This window comes from Thermococcus radiotolerans (assembly GCF_002214565.1).
Lineage (GTDB): Archaea > Methanobacteriota_B > Thermococci > Thermococcales > Thermococcaceae > Thermococcus > Thermococcus radiotolerans.
The window spans coordinates 988,844-1,012,275 of sequence record NZ_CP015106.1 but is presented as its reverse complement, the minus strand read 5'-3'; the positions used below and the strand labels follow the sequence as shown (position 1 = coordinate 1,012,275).

At 57.2% G+C, this 23,432-nt stretch carries 45 protein-coding genes and 4 tRNA genes; all 49 read left to right on the top strand.

Annotation, left to right across the window (positions count from 1 at the left end):
* The first annotated feature begins 3 nt into the window (after window positions 1-3).
* The 49 genes from rpl4p to A3L10_RS05320 all read left to right on the top strand — a co-directional run bounded on the left by rpl4p (window position 4) and on the right by A3L10_RS05320 (window position 23,386).
* Entirely contained in the window at window positions 4-771 is a 768-nt protein-coding gene (gene rpl4p, locus A3L10_RS05560) for a 50S ribosomal protein L4 (RefSeq protein WP_088866719.1), read from the top strand.
* 6 nt (window positions 772-777) lie between these two features.
* On the top strand, window positions 778-1,038 hold the full coding sequence (locus tag A3L10_RS05555; protein WP_088179845.1) for a 50S ribosomal protein L23: 261 nt from the start codon (window positions 778-780) through the stop codon (window positions 1,036-1,038).
* A gap of 13 nt (window positions 1,039-1,051) precedes the next feature.
* Window positions 1,052-1,771, top strand: coding sequence for a 50S ribosomal protein L2 (locus tag A3L10_RS05550; protein ID WP_058937894.1), 720 nt, complete (start codon window positions 1,052-1,054; stop codon window positions 1,769-1,771).
* A gap of 2 nt (window positions 1,772-1,773) precedes the next feature.
* Complete coding sequence (locus A3L10_RS05545; RefSeq protein ID WP_088179846.1) at window positions 1,774-2,175, top strand: 30S ribosomal protein S19; 402 nt, start codon at window positions 1,774-1,776, stop codon at window positions 2,173-2,175.
* Window positions 2,176-2,185: 10 nt separating this feature from the next.
* Window positions 2,186-2,656 (top strand): 50S ribosomal protein L22, encoded by a 471-nt coding sequence (rplV, locus tag A3L10_RS05540; RefSeq protein ID WP_088866718.1) that lies wholly within the window; start codon window positions 2,186-2,188, stop codon window positions 2,654-2,656.
* 5 nt (window positions 2,657-2,661) lie between these two features.
* Window positions 2,662-3,294: a 30S ribosomal protein S3 gene (locus tag A3L10_RS05535; RefSeq protein WP_088179848.1), complete on the top strand. Its 633-nt coding sequence runs from the start codon at window positions 2,662-2,664 to the stop codon at window positions 3,292-3,294.
* Window positions 3,281-3,481, top strand: coding sequence for a 50S ribosomal protein L29 (gene rpmC, locus A3L10_RS05530; RefSeq protein ID WP_088179849.1), 201 nt, complete (start codon window positions 3,281-3,283; stop codon window positions 3,479-3,481). The genes A3L10_RS05535 and rpmC overlap by 14 nt, the downstream gene beginning before the upstream one ends.
* Window positions 3,482-3,517: 36 nt before the next feature.
* Window positions 3,518-3,784, top strand: coding sequence for a stress response translation initiation inhibitor YciH (yciH, locus tag A3L10_RS05525; protein ID WP_206204009.1), 267 nt, complete (start codon window positions 3,518-3,520; stop codon window positions 3,782-3,784).
* The gene (locus A3L10_RS05520; protein ID WP_088179850.1) at window positions 3,670-4,047 is read left to right on the top strand and encodes a ribonuclease P protein component 1; all 378 of its coding nucleotides are present in this window, start codon (window positions 3,670-3,672) and stop codon (window positions 4,045-4,047) included. The genes yciH and A3L10_RS05520 overlap by 115 nt, the downstream gene beginning before the upstream one ends.
* Window positions 4,044-4,379: a 30S ribosomal protein S17 gene (locus A3L10_RS05515; RefSeq protein WP_088179851.1), complete on the top strand. Its 336-nt coding sequence runs from the start codon at window positions 4,044-4,046 to the stop codon at window positions 4,377-4,379. Before A3L10_RS05520 ends, A3L10_RS05515 begins: the two co-directional genes overlap by 4 nt.
* 5 nt (window positions 4,380-4,384) lie before the next feature.
* Complete coding sequence (locus A3L10_RS05510; protein WP_055429656.1) at window positions 4,385-4,810, top strand: 50S ribosomal protein L14; 426 nt, start codon at window positions 4,385-4,387, stop codon at window positions 4,808-4,810.
* Between the two features lie 10 nt (window positions 4,811-4,820).
* Window positions 4,821-5,186, top strand: a complete 366-nt coding sequence (gene rplX, locus A3L10_RS05505; protein WP_088179852.1) for a 50S ribosomal protein L24 — start codon at window positions 4,821-4,823, stop codon at window positions 5,184-5,186.
* On the top strand, window positions 5,186-5,917 hold the full coding sequence (locus A3L10_RS05500) for a 30S ribosomal protein S4e (protein ID WP_088866717.1): 732 nt from the start codon (window positions 5,186-5,188) through the stop codon (window positions 5,915-5,917). The genes rplX and A3L10_RS05500 overlap by 1 nt, the downstream gene beginning before the upstream one ends.
* Before the next feature lie 11 nt (window positions 5,918-5,928).
* Entirely contained in the window at window positions 5,929-6,480 is a 552-nt protein-coding gene (locus A3L10_RS05495; RefSeq protein WP_088179854.1) for a 50S ribosomal protein L5, read from the top strand.
* Window position 6,481: 1 nt separating this feature from the next.
* Window positions 6,482-6,652 (top strand): 30S ribosomal protein S14, encoded by a 171-nt coding sequence (locus A3L10_RS05490; RefSeq protein WP_014012546.1) that lies wholly within the window; start codon window positions 6,482-6,484, stop codon window positions 6,650-6,652.
* 11 nt (window positions 6,653-6,663) lie between these two features.
* Window positions 6,664-7,056 (top strand): 30S ribosomal protein S8, encoded by a 393-nt coding sequence (locus A3L10_RS05485; RefSeq protein WP_088179855.1) that lies wholly within the window; start codon window positions 6,664-6,666, stop codon window positions 7,054-7,056.
* Window positions 7,057-7,066: 10 nt separating this feature from the next.
* Window positions 7,067-7,621, top strand: coding sequence for a 50S ribosomal protein L6 (locus tag A3L10_RS05480; RefSeq protein WP_088866716.1), 555 nt, complete (start codon window positions 7,067-7,069; stop codon window positions 7,619-7,621).
* 10 nt (window positions 7,622-7,631) lie between these two features.
* Window positions 7,632-8,015, top strand: coding sequence for a 50S ribosomal protein L32e (locus A3L10_RS05475; protein WP_088866715.1), 384 nt, complete (start codon window positions 7,632-7,634; stop codon window positions 8,013-8,015).
* Between the two features lie 5 nt (window positions 8,016-8,020).
* On the top strand, window positions 8,021-8,467 hold the full coding sequence (locus A3L10_RS05470; protein WP_088179858.1) for a 50S ribosomal protein L19e: 447 nt from the start codon (window positions 8,021-8,023) through the stop codon (window positions 8,465-8,467).
* A gap of 10 nt (window positions 8,468-8,477) precedes the next feature.
* Entirely contained in the window at window positions 8,478-9,083 is a 606-nt protein-coding gene (locus tag A3L10_RS05465) for a 50S ribosomal protein L18 (protein WP_088866714.1), read from the top strand.
* The gene (gene rpsE, locus A3L10_RS05460) at window positions 9,080-9,787 is read left to right on the top strand and encodes a 30S ribosomal protein S5 (RefSeq protein WP_088179860.1); all 708 of its coding nucleotides are present in this window, start codon (window positions 9,080-9,082) and stop codon (window positions 9,785-9,787) included. Before A3L10_RS05465 ends, rpsE begins: the two co-directional genes overlap by 4 nt.
* An 11-nt stretch (window positions 9,788-9,798) precedes the next feature.
* A complete protein-coding gene (locus A3L10_RS05455) occupies window positions 9,799-10,266 on the top strand; it encodes a 50S ribosomal protein L30 (protein WP_088866713.1) in 468 nt (155 codons plus the stop codon).
* A gap of 11 nt (window positions 10,267-10,277) precedes the next feature.
* Complete coding sequence (locus A3L10_RS05450; protein ID WP_088866712.1) at window positions 10,278-10,724, top strand: uL15m family ribosomal protein; 447 nt, start codon at window positions 10,278-10,280, stop codon at window positions 10,722-10,724.
* A gap of 35 nt (window positions 10,725-10,759) precedes the next feature.
* Window positions 10,760-12,205: a preprotein translocase subunit SecY gene (secY, locus tag A3L10_RS05445; RefSeq protein ID WP_088866711.1), complete on the top strand. Its 1,446-nt coding sequence runs from the start codon at window positions 10,760-10,762 to the stop codon at window positions 12,203-12,205.
* Between the two features lie 75 nt (window positions 12,206-12,280).
* A complete protein-coding gene (locus A3L10_RS05440) occupies window positions 12,281-12,871 on the top strand; it encodes an adenylate kinase (protein WP_088866710.1) in 591 nt (196 codons plus the stop codon).
* Complete coding sequence (locus A3L10_RS05435; protein ID WP_088866709.1) at window positions 12,864-13,391, top strand: DUF106 domain-containing protein; 528 nt, start codon at window positions 12,864-12,866, stop codon at window positions 13,389-13,391. The genes A3L10_RS05440 and A3L10_RS05435 overlap by 8 nt, the downstream gene beginning before the upstream one ends.
* Before the next feature lie 42 nt (window positions 13,392-13,433).
* A complete protein-coding gene (locus A3L10_RS05430; RefSeq protein WP_014788446.1) occupies window positions 13,434-13,706 on the top strand; it encodes a 50S ribosomal protein L34e in 273 nt (90 codons plus the stop codon).
* A gap of 10 nt (window positions 13,707-13,716) precedes the next feature.
* Window positions 13,717-14,298: a (d)CMP kinase gene (gene cmk, locus A3L10_RS05425; protein ID WP_088866708.1), complete on the top strand. Its 582-nt coding sequence runs from the start codon at window positions 13,717-13,719 to the stop codon at window positions 14,296-14,298.
* Between the two features lie 13 nt (window positions 14,299-14,311).
* Entirely contained in the window at window positions 14,312-14,563 is a 252-nt protein-coding gene (locus A3L10_RS05420; protein WP_014012532.1) for a 50S ribosomal protein L14e, read from the top strand.
* A 75-nt stretch (window positions 14,564-14,638) separates the two neighbouring features.
* Complete coding sequence (locus A3L10_RS05415) at window positions 14,639-14,818, top strand: NAD-dependent epimerase/dehydratase family protein (protein ID WP_088866707.1); 180 nt, start codon at window positions 14,639-14,641, stop codon at window positions 14,816-14,818.
* A gap of 5 nt (window positions 14,819-14,823) precedes the next feature.
* Window positions 14,824-15,828, top strand: coding sequence for an RNA-guided pseudouridylation complex pseudouridine synthase subunit Cbf5 (locus tag A3L10_RS05410; RefSeq protein WP_088866706.1), 1,005 nt, complete (start codon window positions 14,824-14,826; stop codon window positions 15,826-15,828).
* Between the two features lie 74 nt (window positions 15,829-15,902).
* The gene (locus A3L10_RS05405) at window positions 15,903-16,529 is read left to right on the top strand and encodes a hypothetical protein (protein ID WP_232460946.1); all 627 of its coding nucleotides are present in this window, start codon (window positions 15,903-15,905) and stop codon (window positions 16,527-16,529) included.
* Window positions 16,530-16,551: 22 nt separating this feature from the next.
* Complete coding sequence (locus A3L10_RS05400) at window positions 16,552-17,139, top strand: class I SAM-dependent methyltransferase (protein ID WP_088866704.1); 588 nt, start codon at window positions 16,552-16,554, stop codon at window positions 17,137-17,139.
* A tRNA-Ser gene (locus A3L10_RS05395) sits at window positions 17,125-17,211 on the top strand. Before A3L10_RS05400 ends, A3L10_RS05395 begins: the two co-directional genes overlap by 15 nt.
* Before the next feature lie 39 nt (window positions 17,212-17,250).
* Complete coding sequence (locus tag A3L10_RS05390; protein ID WP_088179872.1) at window positions 17,251-17,700, top strand: 30S ribosomal protein S13; 450 nt, start codon at window positions 17,251-17,253, stop codon at window positions 17,698-17,700.
* Window positions 17,701-17,710: 10 nt separating this feature from the next.
* Window positions 17,711-18,253: a 30S ribosomal protein S4 gene (locus A3L10_RS05385; RefSeq protein WP_088179873.1), complete on the top strand. Its 543-nt coding sequence runs from the start codon at window positions 17,711-17,713 to the stop codon at window positions 18,251-18,253.
* Window positions 18,250-18,672, top strand: coding sequence for a 30S ribosomal protein S11 (locus tag A3L10_RS05380; RefSeq protein ID WP_088179874.1), 423 nt, complete (start codon window positions 18,250-18,252; stop codon window positions 18,670-18,672). Before A3L10_RS05385 ends, A3L10_RS05380 begins: the two co-directional genes overlap by 4 nt.
* A gap of 30 nt (window positions 18,673-18,702) precedes the next feature.
* On the top strand, window positions 18,703-19,488 hold the full coding sequence (locus A3L10_RS05375; protein WP_088866703.1) for a DNA-directed RNA polymerase subunit D: 786 nt from the start codon (window positions 18,703-18,705) through the stop codon (window positions 19,486-19,488).
* Between the two features lies 1 nt (window position 19,489).
* Window positions 19,490-19,577: transfer RNA gene (locus tag A3L10_RS05370), tRNA-Leu, on the top strand.
* 68 nt (window positions 19,578-19,645) lie between these two features.
* Window positions 19,646-20,011 (top strand): 50S ribosomal protein L18e, encoded by a 366-nt coding sequence (locus A3L10_RS05365; protein ID WP_088179876.1) that lies wholly within the window; start codon window positions 19,646-19,648, stop codon window positions 20,009-20,011.
* A gap of 6 nt (window positions 20,012-20,017) precedes the next feature.
* Entirely contained in the window at window positions 20,018-20,446 is a 429-nt protein-coding gene (rplM, locus tag A3L10_RS05360; protein ID WP_088179877.1) for a 50S ribosomal protein L13, read from the top strand.
* Between the two features lie 11 nt (window positions 20,447-20,457).
* Complete coding sequence (locus A3L10_RS05355; protein WP_055430131.1) at window positions 20,458-20,865, top strand: 30S ribosomal protein S9; 408 nt, start codon at window positions 20,458-20,460, stop codon at window positions 20,863-20,865.
* Window positions 20,866-20,903: 38 nt separating this feature from the next.
* The gene (locus A3L10_RS05350; RefSeq protein WP_055430130.1) at window positions 20,904-21,101 is read left to right on the top strand and encodes a DNA-directed RNA polymerase subunit N; all 198 of its coding nucleotides are present in this window, start codon (window positions 20,904-20,906) and stop codon (window positions 21,099-21,101) included.
* 16 nt (window positions 21,102-21,117) lie between these two features.
* Window positions 21,118-21,195 (top strand) — tRNA-Pro (locus A3L10_RS05345).
* A gap of 21 nt (window positions 21,196-21,216) precedes the next feature.
* Window positions 21,217-21,390, top strand: a complete 174-nt coding sequence (locus A3L10_RS05340; RefSeq protein WP_055430129.1) for a DNA-directed RNA polymerase subunit K — start codon at window positions 21,217-21,219, stop codon at window positions 21,388-21,390.
* A 6-nt stretch (window positions 21,391-21,396) separates the two neighbouring features.
* Window positions 21,397-22,422 (top strand): hypothetical protein, encoded by a 1,026-nt coding sequence (locus A3L10_RS05335; RefSeq protein ID WP_088179878.1) that lies wholly within the window; start codon window positions 21,397-21,399, stop codon window positions 22,420-22,422.
* A 13-nt stretch (window positions 22,423-22,435) separates the two neighbouring features.
* Window positions 22,436-23,041: a 30S ribosomal protein S2 gene (gene rpsB / locus A3L10_RS05330; protein WP_088179879.1), complete on the top strand. Its 606-nt coding sequence runs from the start codon at window positions 22,436-22,438 to the stop codon at window positions 23,039-23,041.
* Window positions 23,042-23,082: 41 nt separating this feature from the next.
* Window positions 23,083-23,170 (top strand) — tRNA-Leu (locus A3L10_RS05325).
* Between the two features lie 57 nt (window positions 23,171-23,227).
* Window positions 23,228-23,386: a 50S ribosomal protein L40e gene (locus tag A3L10_RS05320; protein WP_012571071.1), complete on the top strand. Its 159-nt coding sequence runs from the start codon at window positions 23,228-23,230 to the stop codon at window positions 23,384-23,386.
* The last annotated feature ends 46 nt before the right edge of the window (window positions 23,387-23,432 follow it).

Below are 23,432 nucleotides of genomic sequence, written 5' to 3'. Positions count from 1 at the left end.
TAGATGAAGGTTAAGGTTTTCAATCTCGAAGGCGAGCCTGTGGAGGAGATAGAGCTTCCGAAGGTCTTTGCCACTCCATTCAGGCCCGACCTCATCAGGCGTGCCGTCATCGCTTCATGGACCCACAGGATACAGCCGCAGGGCAGAGACCCAATGGCCGGTAAGAGAAGGGTCACCGAGAACATCGGAAAGGGCCACGGCATGGCGAGGGTTGAGAGGATAAAGACCTCCCCGAGGTTTGCTGCCTTCGTTCCCTTCGCGAGGGGCGGAAGGAGAACCCACCCGCCCAAGGTTGAGAAGGTCATCTGGGAGGACATCAACAAGAAGGAGCGCAGGCTGGCTATAATGAGCGCCATAGCTGCAACCGCCAACTACGACCTCGTCAGGGCCAGGGGCCACATCGTTGACAACATTCCGCAGGTTCCGATAGTCGTCACCGACGACCTCGAGAAGGTCTTCAAGACCGCCCAGACCAGGGAGATATTCAAGAAGCTCGGCGTCTGGGACGACATCGAGAGGGCCAAGAAGAACACCAAGATAAGGGCAGGTAAGGGTAAGATGCGCGGAAGGCGCTACAAGAAGGCCAAGGGACCGCTCATCGTCGTCGCCAAGAACGAGGGAATCGTCCAGGGAGCCAGGAACCACCCGGGTGTTGACGTCGTCACCGTCGAGAACCTCAGTGCCGAGCTGCTCGCTCCGGGTACCCACCCCGGAAGGCTTACCATCTGGACGAAGGGAGCTATAGAGAGGCTTAGGGAGATTTACGGGTGATGAGAGATGGATCCGTACAAAGTCATCATCAAGCCGGTCGTCACGGAGAAGGCCGTGGCGATGATAGAGAACGAGAACAAGCTCACCTTCATAGTTGACAAGCGCGCCACCAAGCAGGACATCAAGAGGGCCGTGGAAGCGATGTTCGAGGTCAAGGTCGAGAAGGTCAACACCCTCATAACCATGAGGGGAGAGAAGAAGGCCTACGTGAAGCTCAAGCCTGAGTACAGCGCAAGTGAGGTTGCTGCCAGGATAGGATTGTTCTGACGGGGTGAGTGAGATGGGAAAGAGTTTGATTCAGCAGAGGAGAGGTAAGGGAACCACGACCTTTAGGGCCCCCTCCCACAGGTACAGGGGTGCCGTTAGGTACGTTCCGCTCAACCTTACCAAGGAGAAGACCCTCGTCGGCAAGGTCGTCGAGATACTCCACGACCCGGGAAGGACTGCCCCAGTGGCTCGCGTCAAGTTCGAGAACGGCATGGAGAAGCTCATCATAGCCCCCGAGGGAATCCTCGTCGGCGAGGAGATAGCCATCGGGCCGAACGCCCCGATTAAGATCGGCAACACCCTCCCGCTGGCAATGATACCCGAGGGAAGCTACGTCTACGACATCGAGGGCGTTCCTGGCGACGGTGGAAAGTACGTTAGAGCAGGCGGTGCCTACGCACTCGTCGTCAGCAGGGAGAAGGACAAGGTCATAGTCCAGCTTCCGAGCGGTGAGCTCAAGCAGTTCAAGCCGACCTGCAGGGCCACCATAGGTGTCGTCGCCGGCGGTGGTAGGCTCGAGAAGCCCATAGTCAAGGCTGGTAAGGCCTACTACATCGCCAAGGCAAGGAACAGGTTCTGGCCGAAGCCGAGGGGTGTCAAGATGAACGCCGTCAACCACCCGCACGGTGGTAAGGAGCACCACATCGGCAGGCCGAGCACCGTTTCGAGGCGCGCCCCGCCCGGAAGGAAGGTCGGTCACATAGCCGCGAGAAGAACTGGTAGGAGGAAGTGAAGATGGCGAGAAAGAAGGAGTTTAAGTACAGGGGTTACAGCTTCGAGGAACTGCTCAACATGTCACTCGAGGACTTCGCCAAGCTCCTTCCGAGCAGGCAGAGGAGGAGCCTCAGGAGGGGCCTCAGCCCGGAGCAGAAAAAGCTCCTCAGGAAGATAAGGCTTGCCAAGAAGGGCAAGTACAAGAAGCCCATAAGGACCCACAGCAGGGACATGGTCATTCTCCCCGAGATGGTCGGCATGACCATCCATGTCTACAACGGAAAGGAGTTCGTCCCGATAGAGATCAAGGAGGAAATGATAGGCCACTACCTCGGCGAGTTCGCCCTCACGAGGAGAATCGTCCAGCACGGCTCACCTGGTGTCGGTGCGACCAGGTCGTCAATGTTCGTGGCCATCAAGTGAGGTGGTATAGATGAGCAGGGGCAGGTTTTCCTACTCATTCCAAAATTTTGACCCGGACAGGATGGCTCGCGCCAGCGGAAGGGACCTCAGAATTTCCCCCAAGCACAGCATCGAGCTCCTCAGGGAGATAAAGGGCATGATGCTCAACGACGCGCTTCGCTACCTCGACGACGTTATAGCACTCAAGAGGCCGGTTCCGATGAGGCGCTTCAACGACAGCCAGGGTCACAAGCCTGGCAAGGGCTTCGGCCCCGGAAGGTACCCGGTCAAGGTCGCCAAGGCCGTCAAGAAAGTCCTCCTCAACGCCAAGAACAACGCCGAGCAGAAGGGCCTCGACCCGGACAGGCTCAAGATAATCCACGCGGCTGCCCAGCGCGGACCAGTACTTCGCGGATACATACCGAGGGCCTTCGGAAGGGCCACACCGTTCAACGAGCAGACCACCCACATCGAGATAGTCGTTGAGGAAGTTAGGAGGTGAGACTTTTGGCGATCGAGAGATACTTCATCAAGGAAGGCGTTAAGGAGATGCTCATCGACGAGTACCTTGAGAAAGAGCTCCGCAGAGCGGGCTACGGTGGAATAGACATCAAGAAGACCCCCCTCGGAACCAAGGTCGTCATTTTCGCCGCCAACCCCGGCTACGTCATTGGAAGGGGTGGAAGGCGCATCAGGGAGCTCACCAGAACCCTCGAGAGGAAGTTCAACCTTGAGAACCCGCAGATCGAGGTTGAGGAGATAAAGAACCCCTACCTCAACGCCAAGGTTCAGGCCGTCAGGCTTGCCCAGGCCCTCGAGAGGGGCATCCACTTCAGGAGGGCAGCCTACTCAGCCATCAGGGCCATAATGAGGAACGGCGCCAGGGGCGTTGAGATTCGCCTGAGCGGAAAGCTCACCGGTGAGAGGGCCAAGAGCGTCAGGTTCTACCAGGGCTACCTCGCCAAGGTCGGAAACCCCGCCGAGACCCTCGTCAGCAAGGGCTACGCCCAGGCCAAGCTCAAGCTCGGTGTCATCGGAGTTAAGGTCTCCATCATGCCGCCCGACGCCAAGCTCCCGGACGAGATAGAGGTTATAGAGAAGCCCGTCGAGGAAGAGGTGAGCACCAATGAAGCCGAGTGAGATTAGGGAGATGAGCATCGAGGAGATCGAGAAGAAGCTCAGGGAGCTCCGCCTCGAGCTCGCCAAGGAGAGGGGTGTGCTCACCATGGGGGCCTCGCTTGAGAACCCCATGGTCATCCGGAACATCAGGCGCGACATTGCGCGCCTGCTGACCATAAAGAAGGAGAAGCTTAGGGAGAAAAGGTGATGGTTAGTGCCTAGGATTGTTAACCCTCTGGATGAGATGCTCTTTAAAGAAGTGCTGAAGGAGCAGCAGAGAATTAGAGTCTACATAGAGAAGGCCCGCTACGGAAAGCTTAAAACCATAATCGAGGGCATAGACGAAAAGGAGTTCGACCTCGAAGATATAGCAAAGAAGCTGAAGGCGAAGCTGGCATGCGGCGGAACGGTAAAGAAGGGAAGGATAGAGCTCCAGGGAGACCACAGAGAAAGGGTCAAGAAGTTGCTAGGAGACCTTGGATTTTCAGAGGACCTGATAGAAATCGAGTAACGGCAAAGAACATCATCTGGAGCGAGCTCATAGGGCTGAAAGCAAAAATTATAAGGGCATCTCATCCAGAGCTGGTTGGCATCGAGGGCTACGTCCTTGACGAGACGAGGAACACCCTCACCATCGGCGGTGAGAGGGTCTGGGTTATCCCGAAGGACGTGGTGGAGCTCGAGTTTGAAGTTGGCGATAAAAGGATCCGAATCAACGGAAAAGAGCTGATTGGAAGACCCGAGATGAGATTGAAGAAGAGGTGGCGAAAATGAGAGAGATCGGATTGAAGGTTCAGCCTCCCGCTGAGAAGTGCGACGACCCGCACTGCCCCTGGCACGGGCACCTCAAGATACACGGCAGATACTTCGAGGGAATAGTCGTCAGCGACAAGGGCAAGAAGACCGTCGTCGTCGAGAGGCAGCACTACCACTACCTCAAAAAGTACGAGAGGTATGAGCTCAGGAGGAGCAAGGTTCACGCTCACAACCCGGAGTGCATAGACGCCAAGGTCGGCGACAAGGTTCTCATAGCCGAGACCAGGCCGATAAGCAAGACCAAGAGCTGGGTTGTCGTTGCAGTTACCAAGAGGGCTGGCGAGAGGTGATCTAAATGGCGAAGAAGGGTGCAGGTGCTACGAGAGGTATTAGCCCGGTCAGGCCGACTCGCGCTCTTCCGATAGGCGCTTACCTCAAGGTTGCCGACAACAGCGGCGCCAAGGTCATCCAGATAATCGGCGTCGTTGGCTACAAGGGCACCAGGAGGAGGCTCGCCTCAGCCGGTGTCGGCGACATGGTCATCGCCGCCGTCAAGAAGGGAAGGCCGGACATTAGGCACCAGGTGGTTAGGGCCGTTGTCGTCAGGCAGAGGAAGGAGTACAGGCGCCTTGATGGCATGCGCGTCAAGTTCGAGGACAACGCGGCAGCGATAGTCACCCCCGAGGGTGTCCCGAGGGGAACCGAGATCAGGGGTGCCATAGCCAGGGAAGCCGCCGAGCGCTGGGTCAGGCTCGGAAGCATAGCGAGCATAGTGTTGTGAGGTGAGAATGATGAAGTTGAAGACGAGACAGCCCAAGAAGCAGAGGAAGTTCCTCTACAACGCTCCCCTTCACCTTAGGAGCAAGATAATGGCTGCCACCCTGAGCCCGGAGCTCAGGAACAAGTACGGCGTGAGGAGCCTTCCGATCAGGGAGGGCGACAAGGTTCGCGTTATGCGCGGCGACTTCAAGGGCAAGGAAGGCAAGGTCCTTGAGGTTGACCTCAAGAGGTACAGGATACACGTCGAGGGAGTCACCCAGAAGAAGGTCGACGGCACCGAGGTCTTCTACCCGGTTCACCCGTCGAACGTCATGATAATAGACCTCAACCTTGAGGACGAGAAGAGGGAGAAGATAATTAATAGGAGGGCTGGTTGATGGCGAGGAAAGGAGCCAAGAGGCACCTTAAGAGGCTTGCCGCTCCGAATCAGTGGTACATCTCAAGGAAGACCTACAAGTGGGCGGTCAGGCCGAGACCGGGTCCGCACAGCATGAGGACCTCGATCCCGCTGCTCTACATAGTCAGGGACTACCTCGGCTACGCCAAGACCGCTCGTGAGGCGAGGAAGATACTCAACGAGGGCAAGGTCCTCGTTGACGGCCGCGTTAGGAAGGACTACAAGTTCCCGGTCGGAATCATGGACGTCGTTTCCATCCCCGAGACCGGCGAGCACTACAGGGTTCTTCCGAACAGGATTGGCAAGCTCATACTCCACCCGATAAGCGAGAAGGAAGCCAACATCAAGCCGCTCAGGATAAGCAACAAGCGCATGGTCAAGGGAGCGAAGGTTCAGCTCAACCTCCACGACGGAAGCAACCACCTTGTCACCATGGACGAGAAGGACAAGTACAGGACGGCCTACACGGTCCTCATGAAGGTTCCCGACAGGGAGGTCATCGAGGTCATCCCGTTCGAGGTAGGCGCTTACGTCTTCGTTACCCAGGGTAAGAACGTTGCGAGGAAGGGTAAGGTCGTCGAGGTCAGGGGATTCCCGATGGGATGGCCGGACGTCGTCACCATCGAGGACGAGAACGGCGAGCTCTTCGACACCCTGAAGGAGTACGCCTTCGTCGTTGGTAAGGAGAAGCCGGAGATTTCCCTTCCGTGAGGTGAGATGAGATGCAGATCAACAGAGAGGCTATCCTTGCAGACTGGGAAGCTCACCCGATGAGAAAGCCCAGGATTGCCAAGGTCACAATAAACATCGGAGTTGGCGAGAGCGGTGAGAGGCTCACCAAGGCCGAGAAGATGCTCGAGGCACTCGTCGGCCAGAAGCCGATAAGGAGACGGGCAAAGCAGACCAACAAGGACTTCGGAATCAGGCGCGGAGAGCCGATAGCGGTCAAGGTCACCCTCCGCGGCGAGAAGGCGGAGGAGATGCTCAAGAGACTCCTCGCTGCGGTTGACAACAAGCTCAAGGCGAGCAACTTCGACGAGCACGGCAACTTCTGCTTTGGAATAGACGAGCACATCAACATACCGGGCGTCGAGTACGACCCAGAGATAGGCATCTTCGGTATGGACGTCTGCGTCACCCTCGAGAGGCCCGGCTTCAGGGTCGCCAAGAGGAAGAGGCAGAGGAAGAAGATACCGAACAGGCACAAGCTGACCAAGGAGGAAGGTATCGTCTTCGCTATGGAGGAGTTTAAGGTTACCGTGGAGGGATTGTGAGATGGCGAAGGCTGACTACAACAAGAGGAAGCCCAGGAAGTTTGGGAAGGGTGCGAGAAGGTGCATGCGCTGCGGCCAGTACGGCCCGATAATCAGGATACACGGCCTTATGCTCTGCAGACACTGCTTTAGAGAGATAGCCCCCAAGCTGGGCTTTAAGAAGTACGAGTGAGGTGAGAGGAGATGACTTTGCTTGACCCGCTGGCAAACGCGCTTTCGCACATAACCAACAGCGAGAGGGTCGGAAAGAAGGAGGTCTACCTCAAGCCGGCCTCCAAGCTCATGGGAGAGGTTCTCAGGGTTATGCAGGAGAACGGCTACATCGGTGAGTTTGAGTTCATAGACGACGGAAGGGCAGGCATCTACAGGGTGCAGCTCATAGGAAAGATCAACAAGGCTGGAGCGATAAAGCCGAGGTTCCCCGTCAAGGCCAGGGAGTACGAGGCCTGGGAGAAGAGGTTCCTTCCGGCCTTCGAGTTCGGTATCCTCATCGTCTCGACCTCCCAGGGCGTCATGACCCACAAAGAGGCCATCGAGAAGGGAATCGGCGGAAGGCTGATAGCCTACGTCTACTGAGGTGAGAGAGATGCCGATAGACGCGTGGGTAAGGGAAGAGGTTGAGATTCCAGAGGGAGTCGAGGTCACCGTTGAGAAGGACGTCGTCAAGGTCAAGGGCCCGAAGGGCGAGCTCGAGAGGGAGCTCAAGTACCCGGGCGTTCGGATCTTCACCGAGGACGGTAAGGTCGTCGTCTTCAAGGAGTTCCCGAGGAAGCGCGACATAGCCATAGCCAGAACCTTCAAGGCCCACATAGCCAACATGATCAAGGGAGTAACCGAGGGCTTCACCTACAAGCTCAAGGTCGTCTACAGCCACTTCCCCATGACCGTCAAGGTTCAGGGTGACGAGGTCGTCATCGAGAACTTCCTCGGTGAGAAGAACCCGAGGAGGGCCAAGATACTTCCGGGAGTCACCGTCAAGGTCATGGGCAGCGATGTCATCGTCGAGGGCATCGACAAAGAAAAAGTTGGCCAGACCGCAGCGAACATAGAGCAGGCGACCAGGATAACCAAGTGGGACAGGCGTGTCTTCCAGGATGGAATCTACATCGTTGAGAAGGCTGGTAAGCCGATAAAGTTCTGAGGTGTGAGAAATGAACGAGAAGGCGAGACTCCTTAGGATAAGGGCCAAGATCAAGAGGAAGAAGCCCCGCTTCCTTCGCCAGGAGTGGTGGAGGTTCCCCAAGTTCAAGAACGACCCGAAGTGGCGCAGGCCGAAGGGAATTGACAGCAAGATGAGGCTCAAGAAGAAGGGCAAGGCCAGATCACCGAGCATAGGCTGGAGCTCACCGAGGCTCGTCCGCGGACTCCACCCGAGCGGCTACGAGGAAGTCCTCGTCCACAACGTCAAGGAGCTTGAGGCCATAGACCCGACCAGGCAGGCCGCCAGGATAGCCGGAACCGTTGGCGCCAGGAAGAGGGAGGCCATACTTGCCAGGGCGAAGGAGCTCGGTGTGAAGGTTCTTAACGCGAGGTGAGACTCATGCTCAAGATGCAGAGAAGGATTGCCGCTGATTTGTTGAAGTGCGGTGAGAACAGGGTCTGGATCGACCCGGAGAGGATTGATGACGTCGCGGCTGCCATCACCAGGGAGGACATCAAGAGGCTCATCAACGATGGCGTCATCAAGAAGAAGCCCGTTAAGGGCCAGAGCAGGGCTCGCGCCAGGGCCTACCAGGAGGCCAGGAAGAAGGGACGCCACAGGGGCCCCGGAAGCAGGAAGGGTAAGAAGACCGCCAGGATGGGCAAGAAGGAGCGCTGGATGATGACCATCAGGGCACTCAGGAAGGAGCTCAGGAAGCTCAAGGCCGAGGGCAAGCTCGATGAGCACACCTACAGGCGGCTTTACATCCGCGCCAAGGGCGGCCAGTTCAAGAACAAGAGGCAGCTCTACATGTTCATGCAGGAGCACGACATACTGAAGGAGTGAGGTGAGAGAGATGGCACACGGACCGAGGTATAGGGTTCCGTTCAGGAGAAGGAGAGAGGGTAAGACTAACTATCACAAGAGGCTCGCCCTCCTCAAGTCTGGAAAGCCCAGGCTTGTTGTGAGGAAGACCCTCAACCACCACGTGGCTCAGATCGTCGTCTACGACCCTAAGGGAGACAAGACCGTGGTTTCAGCCCACACCAGGGAGCTCATGAGGGACTTCGGCTGGAAGGGACACGGCGGCAACACGCCTTCAGCCTACCTGCTCGGTCTCCTCATAGGCTACAAGGCCAAGAAGGCCGGCGTTGAAGAGGCCATCCTTGACATAGGCCTCCACCCGCCGACCAGGGGTTCGAGCATCTTCGCCGTCCTCAAAGGCGCAGTAGATGCCGGCCTCAACGTCCCGCACAGCGAGGAGATCTACCCAGAGGACTACAGGATAAACGGCGAACACATAGCCAACTACGCCAAGGCTCTCAAGGAGGAGGACGAGGAGCGCTATAGGAAGCAGTTCTCGGGATACCTCGTCAAGGGTCTCGAGCCCGAGAAGCTCCCCGAGCACTTTGAGGAGGTCAAGGCGAGGATAATCGAGAAGTTTGAGGAGGCGAGAGAATGAGCGACCCGAGGGAGATCGCCCAGAGGGTTTTGGAGGAGTGGGAGCCGAGAACCAAGCTCGGCCAGCTCGTCAAAGAAGGCCAGATAACTGACATTCACGAGATATTCCGTAAGGGATACCAGATCAAGGAGCCGGAGATAGTGGACGTCCTCCTTCCGGAGGTCAACATGAGGGAGAACCAGGAGGTTCTCGACATAGCCCTCACCGTCAGGATGACCGACAGCGGCAGGAGGATCCGCTTCAGGGTTCTCGCCGCTGTGGGCAACAGGGACGGCTACGTCGGCCTCGGAATCGGCCACGGAAAGGAGGTTGGAATAGCCATCAGGAAGGCCATCAACTACGCCAAGATGAACATCATCGAGATCAAGCGCGGCTGTGGAAGCTGGGAGTGCAGGTGCAGGAGGCCGCACTCAATTCCGTTCGCCGTCGAGGGCAAGGAAGGAAGCGTCCGCGTTAAGCTCATGCCGGGACCGCGTGGCCTCGGACTGGTCATCGGTGACGTTGGCAAGAAGATACTCAGCCTCGCCGGCGTTCAGGACGTCTGGTCACAGAGCCTGGGTGAGACGAGGACCACCGTCAACTTCGCCAAGGCAGTCTTCAACGCGCTCTACAACACCAACCGCGTCGCAATCCAGCCGGGCATGGAGGAGAAGTACGGTATCATCGTCGGAAGGGAGATGCCGGCGAACTTTGAGCTGGAGTGAGGTGAGAGAGGATGGCAAAGCTCGCACTCATCAGGCTTAGGAGCGGGATAAGGGCGAAGGGGGACGTGAGGGACACCCTCGCCATGCTCCGCCTCCACAGGATCAACCACCTCGTCCTCGTTGACGACAACCCGAGCTACAAGGGAATGGTTCAGAAGGTCAAGGACTACATCACCTGGGGAGAGATCGACGCCGAGACCCTCGCGGAGCTCCTCAGGAAGAGGGGCAGGCTCATCGGCAACAGGCCGATAACCGACGAGTACGTCAAGGAGAAGCTTGGAATGACCATCGAGGAGTTCGCGGAGAAGGTCGTTGCCGGCGAGATGAAGCTCACCGACCTGCCGAACATCAAGCCGGTCTTCAGGCTTCACCCGCCGAGGGGCGGCCTCAAGGGCAGCAAGAAGCGCAGCTTTAAGGAAGGCGGAGCCCTCGGCTACCGCGGCGAGAGGATAAACGACCTCATTGAGAGAATGCTCTGAGGTGGCGAGAGATGATAAGGAGAAAGAAGAAGGTTAGGAAGCTCCGCGGAAGTCACACTCACGGATGGGGCTGCAAGAAGAAGCACCGCGGCGGCGGTAGCAAGGGCGGTAAGGGAATGGCCGGAACCGGAAAGAGGAAGAACACCAAGTGGACCTGGGTCATCAAGTACGCCCCGGACCACCTCGGCAAGCGCGGCTTCCACAGGCCCAAGGCCGTCCAGTACACCCCGAATACCATAAACCTCAGCGACATAGACGAGAACCTCACCCTCTTCCTTGACATGGGCGTCGCCTACGAGGAGGAGGGAAAGGTCGTAGTTGACACCACCCAGCTCGGCGTCGACAAGGTTCTCGGAACCGGAAAGCTCACCAGGCCCCTTACCATCAAGGCCTACTACGTTACCCCGAAGGCCGAGGAGAAGATCAAGGCCGCTGGCGGCGAGGTTCTCCTCGCCTGATTTCCCTTTAATTTAACTTTCGGCGGGTGTTAATCATGGGGTTCAGAAACGTAGTGTTCGCGATTGAAAGGTACTTCCCCGAGGTTGAGCGGCCCAAGAGACACGTGCCGCTCAAGGAGAAGTTCATGTGGACGGGAATCGTTCTACTGCTGTACTTCGTCCTCGCGGAGATTCCTCTCTACGGAATTCCCGCCCAGATCCAGGACTACTTCGCCACGCTCAGGTTTGTCCTTGCCGGAAGGAGCGGTTCTCTTCTGACGCTCGGTATCGGACCAATCGTCACCGCGAGCATCATCATGCAGCTTCTCGTCGGTTCCGAGATAGTTCACCTCGATCTCTCCAATCATGAGGATAGAAGGTTTTACCAGGCCGCCCAGAAGCTGTTCGCAGTATTCATGAGTTTCTTTGAGGCAGCCATCTACGTCTTCGCTGGTGCCTTCGGTAGGGTTGACACCAGCATCGGCGCCTTCCAGACCGTCACGACACCCGCCGGTGAGGCGTACATTGGACTCGGCCTGGCGATACTCATCATACTCCAGCTCGGATTCGCCTCCGTGATGCTCATCCTCCTCGATGAGCTGGTCAGCAAGTGGGGAATCGGAAGCGGTATCAGTCTCTTCATCGCCGCGGGTGTTTCCCAGACCGTCATCACGAAGGCCCTGAACCCGGCAACGACTCCAGACTACATCGACCCAGTCACGGGAGGGCCCGCGATAATAGGTGCCATTCCAGCGTTCATACAGCACCTGTTCTACGGCGACTTAACCGGCGCCCTCTACAGGGGAACGCTGCCGGATATGATGGACCTGATGGCGACGATAGTCGTCTTCCTGGTGGTCGTCTACCTCGAGAGCATGCGCGTTGAGATACCGCTGAGCTACGGCCGCGTTACCGTTCGCGGAAGGTACCCGATAAGGTTCATGTACGTCAGCAACATACCGATCATCCTGACGTTTGCCCTCTACTCCAACATCCAGCTCTGGGCCAGGCTCCTCAACAACTTCGGCTACACCTTCCTTGGAACCTTCGACGAGAACGGCTATCCGCTGACCGGATTCGTCACATACCTCTACCCACCAAGAGACATCTATCACGTCATAGCCGACCCGGGAAGGGCCCTGGTCTACGCGCTGATGACGATATTCTGGGCGATACTCTTCGGATTCCTGTGGGTTGAGCTTACCGGCCTCGACGCCAGGAGCATCGCCAGACAGCTCCAGGGCGCCGGCCTGCAGATTCCGGGATTCAGGCGCGACCCGAGGATACTGGAGAGGGTGCTCAACAGGTACATCCCATACGTTACCTTCTGGGGTTCGTTCACCCTGGCAGTAGTCGCAGTGCTGGCGGACTTCCTCGGAGCCCTGGGTACCGGAACCGGAATCCTCCTTACGGTCGGTATCCTCTACAGGTTCTACGAGGAGATAGCGAGGGAACAGGCCACCGAGATGTTCCCGGCTTTGAGGAAGTTCTTCACCAAGTGAGCCTTTCTTTTCTTTCACAAAACCTTTTAAACCCGGTTCGATTACTTCTTCCAGAAACCTCCTTGGGTGAGCGTGATGCCGTTTGTGGTCATGATAACAGGGATTCCAGGGGTGGGAAAGAGCACCATAACCCGGCTGGCCCTCAGGAAGACGAAGGTTAGGTTCAGGCTCGTCAACTTCGGCGACCTGATGTTCGAGGAGGCAGTTACGGCTGGGCTTGTGAGCCACAGGGATGAGATGAGGAAATTAAACCCCGAGATACAGAAGGAGCTTCAGATGAAAGCTGCTAGGAGAATAGTCGAGATGTCCAAGAGCGAGCCGATACTCATAGACACCCACGCAACCATAAGGACGCCGGTGGGATACCTCCTAGGCTTCCCCAGGGAGGTTATTGAGGTCATAAACCCCAACTTCATAGTCATAATCGAGGCCACACCGAGCGAGATACTCGGAAGGCGCCTCCGCGACCTGAAGCGCGATAGAGACGTTGAGACGGAGGAGCAGATACAGAGGCACCAGGATTTAAACCGTGCCGCTGCCGTGAGCTACGCCATGCACTCGAACGCGCTCATCAAGATAATCGAGAACCATGAGGATAAGGGCCTCGAAGAGGCCGTTCATGAGCTTGTTGAAGTACTTAACCTGGCGGTGGGAGAGTATGATTGAGGGAATATACGCTTTCCTTGACAATCTGTTTGGGCCCCTGATACAGGCCCACCATCCGATAGTGGTGGTTACCGTTGCAGGCATAATCCTAGGTGGGTTTTTCACCCTGCTTAACTACATCATGGTTGACCAGGAGAAAATGAAGCGACTGCAGAAGAAGAGCAAGGAGTTCCAGAAGAAGTACAAGGAAGCCCAGGCTGCGAAGGACGAAAAGAAGCTCAAAAAGCTCCAGCAGGAGCAGATGGAGCTTATGAAGCTCCAGAGCGAGGTCATGAAGGATCAGATGTTCAAGGTCACCCTGCTAACGCTGCCGATATTCTGGATATTCTTCGGCTGGCTCAGGAGATGGTACGTTGAGGTTGGCATAGTGAAATCGCCCTTCAACTTCTTCATCTTCGACTGGTTCCACAGGCTCTATCACTCCGGACTGCCCGCAAACGAGCTCGGTTACGTCGGCTGGTACATAATGACGTCGATGATAACCGGTTACATCCTCAGGAAGCTGCTCGACATGGGTTAAATTTAAAAACACTCTGAAAATAGGGGTTGCGAGGTGAGAGAAATGAAGCCGATGTACAGGTCAAGGTCATGGAGAAGGAAGTACGTCAGGACTCCGGGCGGAAGGACCGTCATACACTTCGAGCGCAGAAAGCCCAAGGTCGCCCACTGTGCCATGTGCGGCAGGCCGCTCAACGGCGTTCCGCGCGGCAGGCCCAGCGAGCTCAGGAAGCTCCCGAAGACGGCAAAGAGGCCCGAGAGGCCATACCCGAACCTCTGCCCGAGCTGCATGAGGAAGGTCATGAAGGCGCAGGTAAGAGCCGGCATAGCCCTCTGAAGGTGTAATCATGCCGAAGGGCTGCCTCGTCATAACGGTCAGCGGTTTGGCAGGTTCGGGAACGACGACGCTCTGCAGGAACCTGGCCAAGCACTACGGGTTCAAGCACATCTACGCTGGCTTAATCTTCCGCCAGATGGCCAAGGAGATGGGCATGTCGCTCGAGGAGTTCCAGGAGTACGCCGAGCTTCACCCCGAAATCGACCGCGAGGTTGACAGGAGGCAGGTGGAGGCAGCCAAGGAGTGCAACGTCGTCATTGAGGGCCGCCTCGCCGGCTGGATGGTCAAGGATGCCGATCTCAAGATATGGCTCGACGCTCCGATAATGGAGCGCGCCAGGAGAGTTGCCCGTCGTGAGGGGGTCTCCGTCGAGGAGGCCTTCGTGGGAATCGCCGAGCGTGAGAAGGGCAACAGGAAAAGGTATTTAAACCTCTATGGAATTGACATCGACGACAAGTCGATTTACGACTTGATAATAAACACCGCTAAATGGGGTCCCGATGGGGTCTTCGAGATCGTGAAGGCCGCCATCGACCACCTTTACCCCGACGGTGACGCGGGGTCGGGTGCAAACCCGGGCAACAAAAGATGAGGAGGTGGGATGAATGCCAGCTATGGAAGTCGGAAGGCTTGCCGTTATAATCGCCGGAAGGAGGGCCGGAGAGAAGGTCGTCGTCGTTGACGTCATCGACAGGAACTTCGTCCTCGTTACCGGCGCTGGCCTCAACAAGGTCAAGCGCAGGAGGATGAACGTCAAGCACCTCGAGCCCCTTCCGGAGAAGGTCAGCATCGAGCGCGGTGCCGACGACGAGGCCGTCAAGGCCGCCCTTGAGCAGGCTGGAATCAGCCTCGAGTGAATTGTCGAGGCCTTCTGGCCTCTTCTTACTTCTCAACGCTTTTAAGTCGCTTTTCGAATTTCTCCCGGTGGTTGCATGAGAACGGCACTCGTTACCGGTGCCACTGGCAATATTGGGAGGCTTCTCGTCGAGGGATTTGTAGGGAATGGATACCACGTTATAGGGATTGCTCGGTATTTACCTACCGGTTCAAATACTAAGCTCAGGTTTATAAGGCGCTATTCCAAACTTAGGGCGATAACGCTCATCGGGTGATGTTCATGGCGAGGGACGAAGTGAGGAGGATCCTTCCCGCTGACATAAAGCGAGAGGTTCTGGTTAAGGACGAGAAGGCCGAAACTAATCCGAAGTGGGGCTTTCCGCCGGAGAAGAGGCCTATGGAGATGCACATGCAGTTCGGGATAATAAACCTCGACAAGCCCCCAGGGCCGACGAGCCACGAGGTAGTTGCATGGATCAAGAGGCTGTTCAACCTGAACAAGGCCGGCCACGGCGGAACCCTCGACCCAAAGGTCAGCGGCGTTTTGCCGGTGGCGCTTGAGAGGGCAACGAGGGTCGTCCAGGCCCTCCTGCCTGCTGGAAAGGAGTACGTCGCGTTGATGCACCTCCACGGTGACGTTCCGGAGAACAAAATCCGCGCGGTTATGAAGGAATTCGAGGGTGAGATAATCCAGAGGCCGCCCCTTAGGAGCGCGGTCAAGAGAAGGCTGAGGACGAGAAAGGTCTACTATATCGAGATCCTGGAGATAGATGGAAAGGACGTTCTCTTCCGCGTTGGGGTCGAGGCCGGAACCTACATAAGGTCACTCATCCACCACATTGGCCTTGCCTTGGGCGTTGGAGCGCACATGGCCGAGCTGAGGAGGACGAGGAGCGGTCCCTTCAAGGAGGACGAAACCCTCGTGACGCTCCACGACCTCATAGACTACTACCACTTCTGGAAGGACGACGGCATCGAAGAGTACTTCAGGAAGGCCATCCAGCCGATGGAGAAAGCCGTTGAGCATCTCCCCAAGGTGTGGATTAGGGACTCTGCCGTTGCCGCCGTAACCTACGGCGCCGATCTGGCCGTTCCGGGAATAGTGAAGCTCAACAAGGGCATCAAGAAGGGTGACCTCGTCGCCGTCATGACCCTTAAAGATGAGCTGGTTGCCCTCGGAAAGGCCACTATGACGAGCGGCGAGATGCTCCAGCGGAGCAAGGGAATAGCGGTCGACGTGGACAAGGTCTTCATGCCGAGGGACTGGTATCCGAAGCTGTGGTGAGGCACTTGTCCCGGCTTTTTCACTTTCTCGATGTCTTTTCTTCCCCGGTTGAGACTCGAGGGGTACGGCTTTCCGTGAGGTTTGTCCTCCTCTGGTTTTGGCTCGATGTTCTGCTCTTTCTGCTCCTCGGCCTTCTTGAGCACTCCCCAAGAAACGTTCTCAGCTCGGGGATACTCCTCCTCATGTGGCTCGTGGCGGTGGCTTTACCTAAGGTTTTTGGAAAATCGGAGTGGTTTGAGGACCATCCAAGTTTCACGTATCTCCTTGCCGTTCTTCTGATGGCCCTGTTTGAGGAAACCCTAGTGACCCTGAACGGCGGCGGCCTAGGTGGAAAAGCGACGAGCCTAGCGCACGACCTGACGATAGCCGTTCCGGTCTTCATGGGGATTGGAACGGGGCTTTACCTGGCTCATCGTATGGCGCCGATGTCGCGCGGTGAGTTCTTCCTCTTTGGAGCGCTCTTTGGATTCTTCGTTGAGATAGTCCTGAACGGTGCCTGGAGCAGTTTGGTGCTGCTCGGCGGGGGTGCGATGGGCCTCTACGGCATGATACTGTCGGCTTATACTCCGGGGACGGATAGTCCGGCACCGCTGGGGGTTAGGAAGGTCCTAATCGTTATGGCACTCGGAGCGACCTTCATGCTCGCTGGGGCCGTGGTTGGGGACACCCTCTGGCGTTTGGCCGGGGGTTCATCTTTATAAACCCCTCAACGAACCACCGCACATGAGCCACTACTACTCCGAGGAGCCCAACGTCCCTCTGAAGACGAGGACCATAGAGGTCTGCCTTAGGGGACAGTGTTTCAAGTTCATAACCGCCAGTGGGGTCTTTTCCTTCGGGAAGCTTGATAGGGGAACCGAACTGCTCATAGAGAGCATGATACTTGACAAGGGCTGGCGCATCCTCGATCTGGGCTGCGGCTACGGGGCGGTAGGAATCGTTGCATCGCGCTTCGTGGACTACGTCGTCATGACCGACGTGAACAGAAGGGCCGTGAAGATGGCGAGGAAAAATTTAAAAATCAACGGCGTTAGAAACGCCGAGGTGAGATGGGGAAGCCTCTACGAACCCGTTAGGGGCGAAAAGTTCGACGCAATCATCACTAACCCCCCGGTGCACGCGGGAAAGGAAGTGCTGAGGGAAATAGTTATAAACGCTCCCCGGCATCTCAACGATGGAGGCCTCCTGCAACTGGTAATTAAGACGAAGCAGGGGGCAAAGTATATTAAGGCTCTAATGGATGACCACTTCACCGAAGTGAGAGAGCTGGCGAAGGGGAGCGGCTACCGCGTGTATGCCGGGATCGCCTAGCCTGGGATGGCGCGGGCCTTGAGAGCCCGTGTCCGCTTGGACACCGGGGTTCAAATCCCCGTCCCGGCGCCAAAATCCTCTATGAAGGATTGAGATGGAGGTGTATTCGTAATGACGGACAACTTCAGACACATCGTCCGTGTAGCGGGAGTTGATTTGGACGGAAATAAGCAGTTGAGATGGGCCCTTACGGGCATTAGGGGTATAGGCATAAACTTCGCTACGATGGTGCTCAGGGTTGCAGGAATCGACCCGTACATGAAGACCGGTTACCTCACCGACGAGCAGGTCAAGAAGATTGAGAAGGTGCTCGAAGACCCGATCGCCCACGGTATACCCGCATGGGCAGTCAACAGGCCGAAGGACTACGAGACTGGCAAGGACATGCACCTCATCACCGCCAAGCTCGTCATGGCCTGGCGTGAGGATGTCAACAGACTCAGGAGAATACGCGCTTACCGCGGCATAAGGCACGAGCTCGGCCTTCCGCTCCGCGGACAGAGGACCAGGTCGAACTTCAGGCACGGCTCGACCATTGGCGTGAGAAGGAAGAAGAAGTGAGGTGGTTTAGATGGGAGACCCTAAGAGGCAGAGGAAGAGGTACGAGACTCCCTCTCACCCCTGGATTAAGGAGAGGCTCGACCGCGAGAGAGTCCTCATGAGGAAGTACGCCCTCAAGAACAAGAAGGAGCTCTGGCGCCACGAGACCCAGCTCAAGGAGTTCAGGCGTAGGGCCAGGCGCCTACTAGCTGCCCGCGGCAAGCAGGCAGAGGTCGAGAGGGTTCAGCTCCTCCAGAGGCTCAACAGGCTTGGCCTCCTTCCGGCCGATGCCGTCCTGGATGACGTTCTCTCACTCACCGTTGAGGACGTCCTCGACAGGCGCCTTCAGACCCTCGTCTACAAGAAGGGCCTCGCCAGGACCATCAGGCAGGCCAGGCAGCTCATAGTCCACGGCCACATCGAGGTCAACGGACAGATCATCCGCTCCCCGGGATACCTCGTCCTCAGGGAGGAGGAAGACGCCATAACCTACTCGAAGACCTCTCCTTTCGCGAAGGAGAGCCACCCCGAGAGGATGGTTATTGAACAGGCTAAGCAGGGTGAGGCCTCATGAGTGAGGAAGTTCAGCAGCAGGTTAACCTTAAGAAGAAGGAGAAGTGGGGAGTTGCCCACATCTACTCCTCCTACAACAACACCATCATCCACATCACCGACCTCACCGGGGCCGAGACCGTCAGCAGGTGGAGCGGTGGTATGGTCGTCAAGGCAGACAGGGACGAGCCCTCCCCGTACGCGGCCATGATTGCCGCCAGAAGGGCCGCCGAGGAGGCCATGGAGAAGGGCTTCGTCGGCGTTCACATCAAGGTTCGCGCCCCCGGTGGAAGCAGGAGCAAGAGCCCCGGACCGGGTGCCCAGGCAGCCATACGTGCGCTCGCTAGGGCCGGTCTGAGGATAGGAAGGGTTGAGGACGTCACTCCGATTCCGCACGACGGCACCAGGCCGAAGGGCGGAAGAAGGGGCAGGCGCGTCTGACCCCCAACAACTTCTTTTTTGGTGATGCCGATGGAGCCAAAGTTTCAGATTCTTGAGAAAAGGGAGGACTCGATTAAGTTCCTCGTCGAGGGAGTTGACGTTCCCTTCGCCAACGCCCTGAGGAGAACCATCCTTGCCGAGGTTCCCACCTTCGCCGTTGACGAGGTCGAGTTCTTCGAGAACGATTCAGCCCTTTTTGACGAGATAATCGCCCACAGGCTGGCGATGATTCCGCTCACCACCCCGGTTGAGAGATTCTCGCTGGATGCCCTTGAGCTCGACGACTACACCGTCACGCTCTCCCTTGAGGCTGAAGGGCCGGGAATGGTTTACTCCGGTGACCTCAAGAGCGACGATGAGGGCGTCAAGCCCGCCAACCCTGACATACCGATAGTCAAGCTCGCGGAGGGGCAGAGGCTTACGCTCAACGCCTACGCCAAGCTCGGCCGCGGCAGGGATCACGCCAAGTGGCAGCCCGGCTTCGTCTACTACAAGTACCTGACGAAGATTCACGTGAGCAAGGAGATTCCCGACTGGGAGGAGCTTAAGAAGCTCGCCGAGAGGCGCGGCCTTCCGGTCGAGGAGACCGAGGAGGAGTTCATCATCACGACCACCAAGGCCTTCTACCTGCCGAGAAAGTTCGAGGCCTACCAAGGTGATAAGATACGGGAAGAGGTAGTTCCCGGGGCGTTCGTGTTTACCGTGGAGACCAACGGAGAGCTCCCCGTTGAGGAAATCGTGGCCATAGCCCTCAAAATCCTCATGAGGAAGAGCGATAGATTTATAAGCGAACTCCATAAATTAGCGTCCGACTGACGCGGGGGTTGCCGAGCCTGGTCAAAGGCGCGGGATTCAGGGTCCCGTCCCGTAGGGGTTCCGGGGTTCAAATCCCCGCCCCCGCACCAGTATTTACGCTCACCCCGTTGGACCTGTCGGTTTCCCACCTGCGAGAGAGCGTTAAGGAGGTATGTTCATGGTCAAGAGAACCGGACCCACTGACATCAACCTGAGGAGGCTCATCCGCTACCTCAGAAAGAAGTCTAACGAAGAAGGGGTTAAGATATGGAAGGACATAGCCTGGCGCCTTGAGAGGCCCAGGAGGCAGAGGGCTGAAGTAAACATCAGCAGGATCAACCGCTACACCAAGGAGGGCGACACCATCATCGTCCCGGGAAGCGTCCTCGGTGCAGGAAAGCTTGAGCACAAGGTCACCGTTGCCGCTTGGAAGTTCAGCGAGACGGCCAAGAAGAAGATAGTCGAGGCCGGTGGAGAGGTCCTCACTATTGAGGAGCTCATCGAGAGGAACCCGAAGGGTAGTGGAGTAATCATAATGGAGTGATGGGCCATGAGGATAATTAACGCTGAAGGACTCATACTCGGAAGGCTCGCCTCGAAGGTTGCCAAGATGCTCCTCGAGGGCGAGGAAGTCGTCATAGTCAACGCTGACAAGGCCATCATCACCGGAAACCGCGAGGACATCTTCGCCAAGTACAAGCAGAGAACCGAGCTGAGAACCAGGACCAACCCGAGGAAGGGTCCGTTCTATCCGAAGAGGAGTGACGAGATAGTCAGGAGAACCGTCAGGGGAATGCTCCCCTGGAAGACCGACCGCGGAAGGAAGGCCTTCAAGAGGCTCAAGGTTTACGCCGGAGTTCCGAAGGAGTTCGAGGGCAAGGAGCTTGAGACCATAATCGAGGCCCACATGTCAAGGCTCGCAACTCCGAAGTACGTTACCGTTGGCGAGGTTGCCAAGTTCCTCGGTGGAAAGTTCTGAGGTGAGAGAAAATGAAGGTCATCCAGACTGCTGGTAAGAGAAAGACGGCCATCGCGAGGGCCACCATAAGGGAAGGAAAGGGCCGCGTCAGGATCAACCACAAGCCCGTTGAGATAATCGAGCCCGAGATAGCGCGCTTCACCATCATGGAGCCGCTCGTCCTCGCTGGCGAGGAGATAGTCAGCAAGGTCGACATAGACGTTAAGGTCGAGGGCGGAGGCTTCATGGGACAGGCCGAGGCTGCCCGCGTTGCTATAGCAAGGGCTCTCGTCGAGTGGACGAACGACATGAACCTCAAGGAAAAGTTTATGAAGTACGACAGGACCATGCTCGTCGGGGACAGCAGGAGAACCGAGCCGCACAAGCCCAACCGCTCAACCAAGGGTCCGCGCGCCAAGAGGCAGAAGTCCTACCGCTGATGGCTTTCCTTTAATATTCATTCGAGAAGGTGATACGGGTGATAGTTCCCGTCAGGTGCTTCACGTGTGGAAAGGTCATAGGGGACAAATACTATGAATTCAAGGCCCGGGTTGAGAAGGGCGAGGATCCCGAGAAGGTCCTCGACGACCTCGGGATCGAGAGGTACTGCTGCAGGAGAACCCTGCTGAGCCACGTCGAGCTCATCGACCAGGTAATGGTTTACAGAGTATACTGAAAAACCACATTTCTGGGGGGCCGTGGGGTAGCTTGGTCTATCCTCCCGGCTTGGGGTGCCGGAGACCCGGGTTCAAATCCCGGCGGCCCCACCAAAATTTGCACGGGTGGTTGGAATGTTCAGGTACACGAGGTTTGAAAAGGCCCGTATAATTGGAGCAAGGGCCCTCCAGATAGCGATGGGTGCGCCCATACTCATCGACGTCCCGGAAGGAATCACGCCGCTCGACGCCGCGCTGCTCGAGTTCGAGAAAGGCATAATCCCGCTCACCGTAATCAGGCCGAGCTGATGAAAGATGACCGTGATAGAGAACGTAATCGGCAGGGTCGCGGTGCTCAAGGGTGGAAAGTACTCCGTCGAGGTAGACGTCATAACGAGCTCGGGCTTTGGAAGATTTGCCGCGCCCGTGGACGAGAACCCGAGCCTCTACATAGCCGAGGCTCACCGCGCCGTGAGCGAAGTTGACGAGATAATCGGGCCCGAGCTGATAGGCTTCGACGCGGGCGAGCAGGAGCTCATAGACAGCTACCTCTGGGAGATAGACGGCACCGAGGACTTCAGCCACATCGGGGCCAACACGGCTTTGGCCGTCTCGATAGCGGTCGCCAAGGCAGCCGCAAGCGTCAAGAGGATGCCCCTGTACAGCTATATCGGCGGCACCTTCACGACCGAGCTGCCGGTTCCAATCCTTGAGATAGCGAGCGGTGAGGCCTTCGACTACTACGTGATGGTCCGAGACCTCATGGAGATAACCGACGTCGTCGACGCCGCCAACAAGGTCCTTGAGCACGCGGAAACCGGAACGGTGGAGGCCTTTTCGAAGGCCACGGAAAAGGCAACCGACGAGCTCGGCCTCGAAGTTGCCATCGGGCTCGTGCAGAAGGTTCCGATGGAGACCGAGGAGGTACTCTCCCTGGTTGAGGACAACAACGTCGCCTACATAAAGCCTCTCGGCGACGAGGAGCTCTTCCTCGAGCTCATAGCAGGCACCCACGGGGTGTTCGTTGATGGCGAGCACCTCTTCCGCGAGAAGGACATACTCGACAGGCGCTACTACAACGCCCTGTCAATAAAGCCGATAAACCTAGGCACGCTCACCGACTTATACAACCTCGTGAACGACGCGAAGTCGGAGAGGATAACCCCCATCCTCGCGGAGGCTCGCTACGAGTCCTCCGATGAGGCATTGGCCCACCTCGCGGTGGGTCTGCGCTGCCCGGCGATGGTGCTCCGGGGGGACTCCATCGCCAAGCTGAACGAGCTGATAAGAATAGCCGAAGATTTGGGTGAAAGGGGTAGGATAATAACCTTTGAAGGATGAGGAGGTGTGAAGAATGGAGGAATACCTTGTTCCACTCGACCAGTACCTTGCCGCCGGTGTCCACATCGGCACCCAGCAGAAGACCCAGGACATGAAGAAGTTCATATACCGCGTTAGACAGGACGGTCTCTACGTCCTTGACGTCAGGAAGACCGACGAGAGGCTCCGCGTTGCCGGCAAGTTCCTGGCCAAGTTCGACCCGGCGAACATCCTCGCCGTCAGTGTCAGGCTCTACGGTCAGAAGCCGGTCAAGAAGTTCGGCGACGTCACCGGCGCCAGGGCCATTCCGGGCCGTTTCCTGCCGGGAACCATGACCAACCCGAAGGTCAAGAACTTCATGGAGCCGGACGTCCTTATAGTCACCGACCCGAGGGCCGACCACCAGGCCATGAAGGAGGCCATCGAGATAGGAATCCCGATAGTGGCCCTCGTCGACACCGAGAACTTCCTCAGCTACGTCGACGTTGCGATTCCGACCAACAACAAGGGTAGGAAGGCTCTCGCGCTCATCTACTGGATCCTCGCGAGGGAGGTACTCTACAACAGGAAGGAGATAGAGAGCAGGGAGGACTTCAAGGTTCCGGTTGAGGACTTTGAGATGAGGATCATCAGAACCTGAGGGGGAAAGCTTTTAATTCCCCTCGCTTTACACTCCCTCGCGCGGGGGTGCCCGAGCCTGGCCAAAGGGGGCGGACTTAAGATCCGCTGCCGCAGGGCTACGCGGGTTCGAATCCCGTCCCCCGCACCAAAGCTTTAAAAGTCCGTTGCGGTAGGTGTGTTGGATTAAGATCATGAGGTGATCACGATGGCGAGATTCCCAGAGGCTGAGGCCAGAATCTTTAGGAAGTACATCTGCATGCGCTGCGGCGCTACCAACCCGTGGAAGGCCAAGAAGTGCAGGAAGTGCGGCTACAAGGGTCTCCGCCCGAAGGCGAGAGAGCCGCGCGGTGGAATGGGACGCTGAGGGCTCTGCCCTCAAAGGTTTCTCTTTTGCACTTTTCTACGCATAT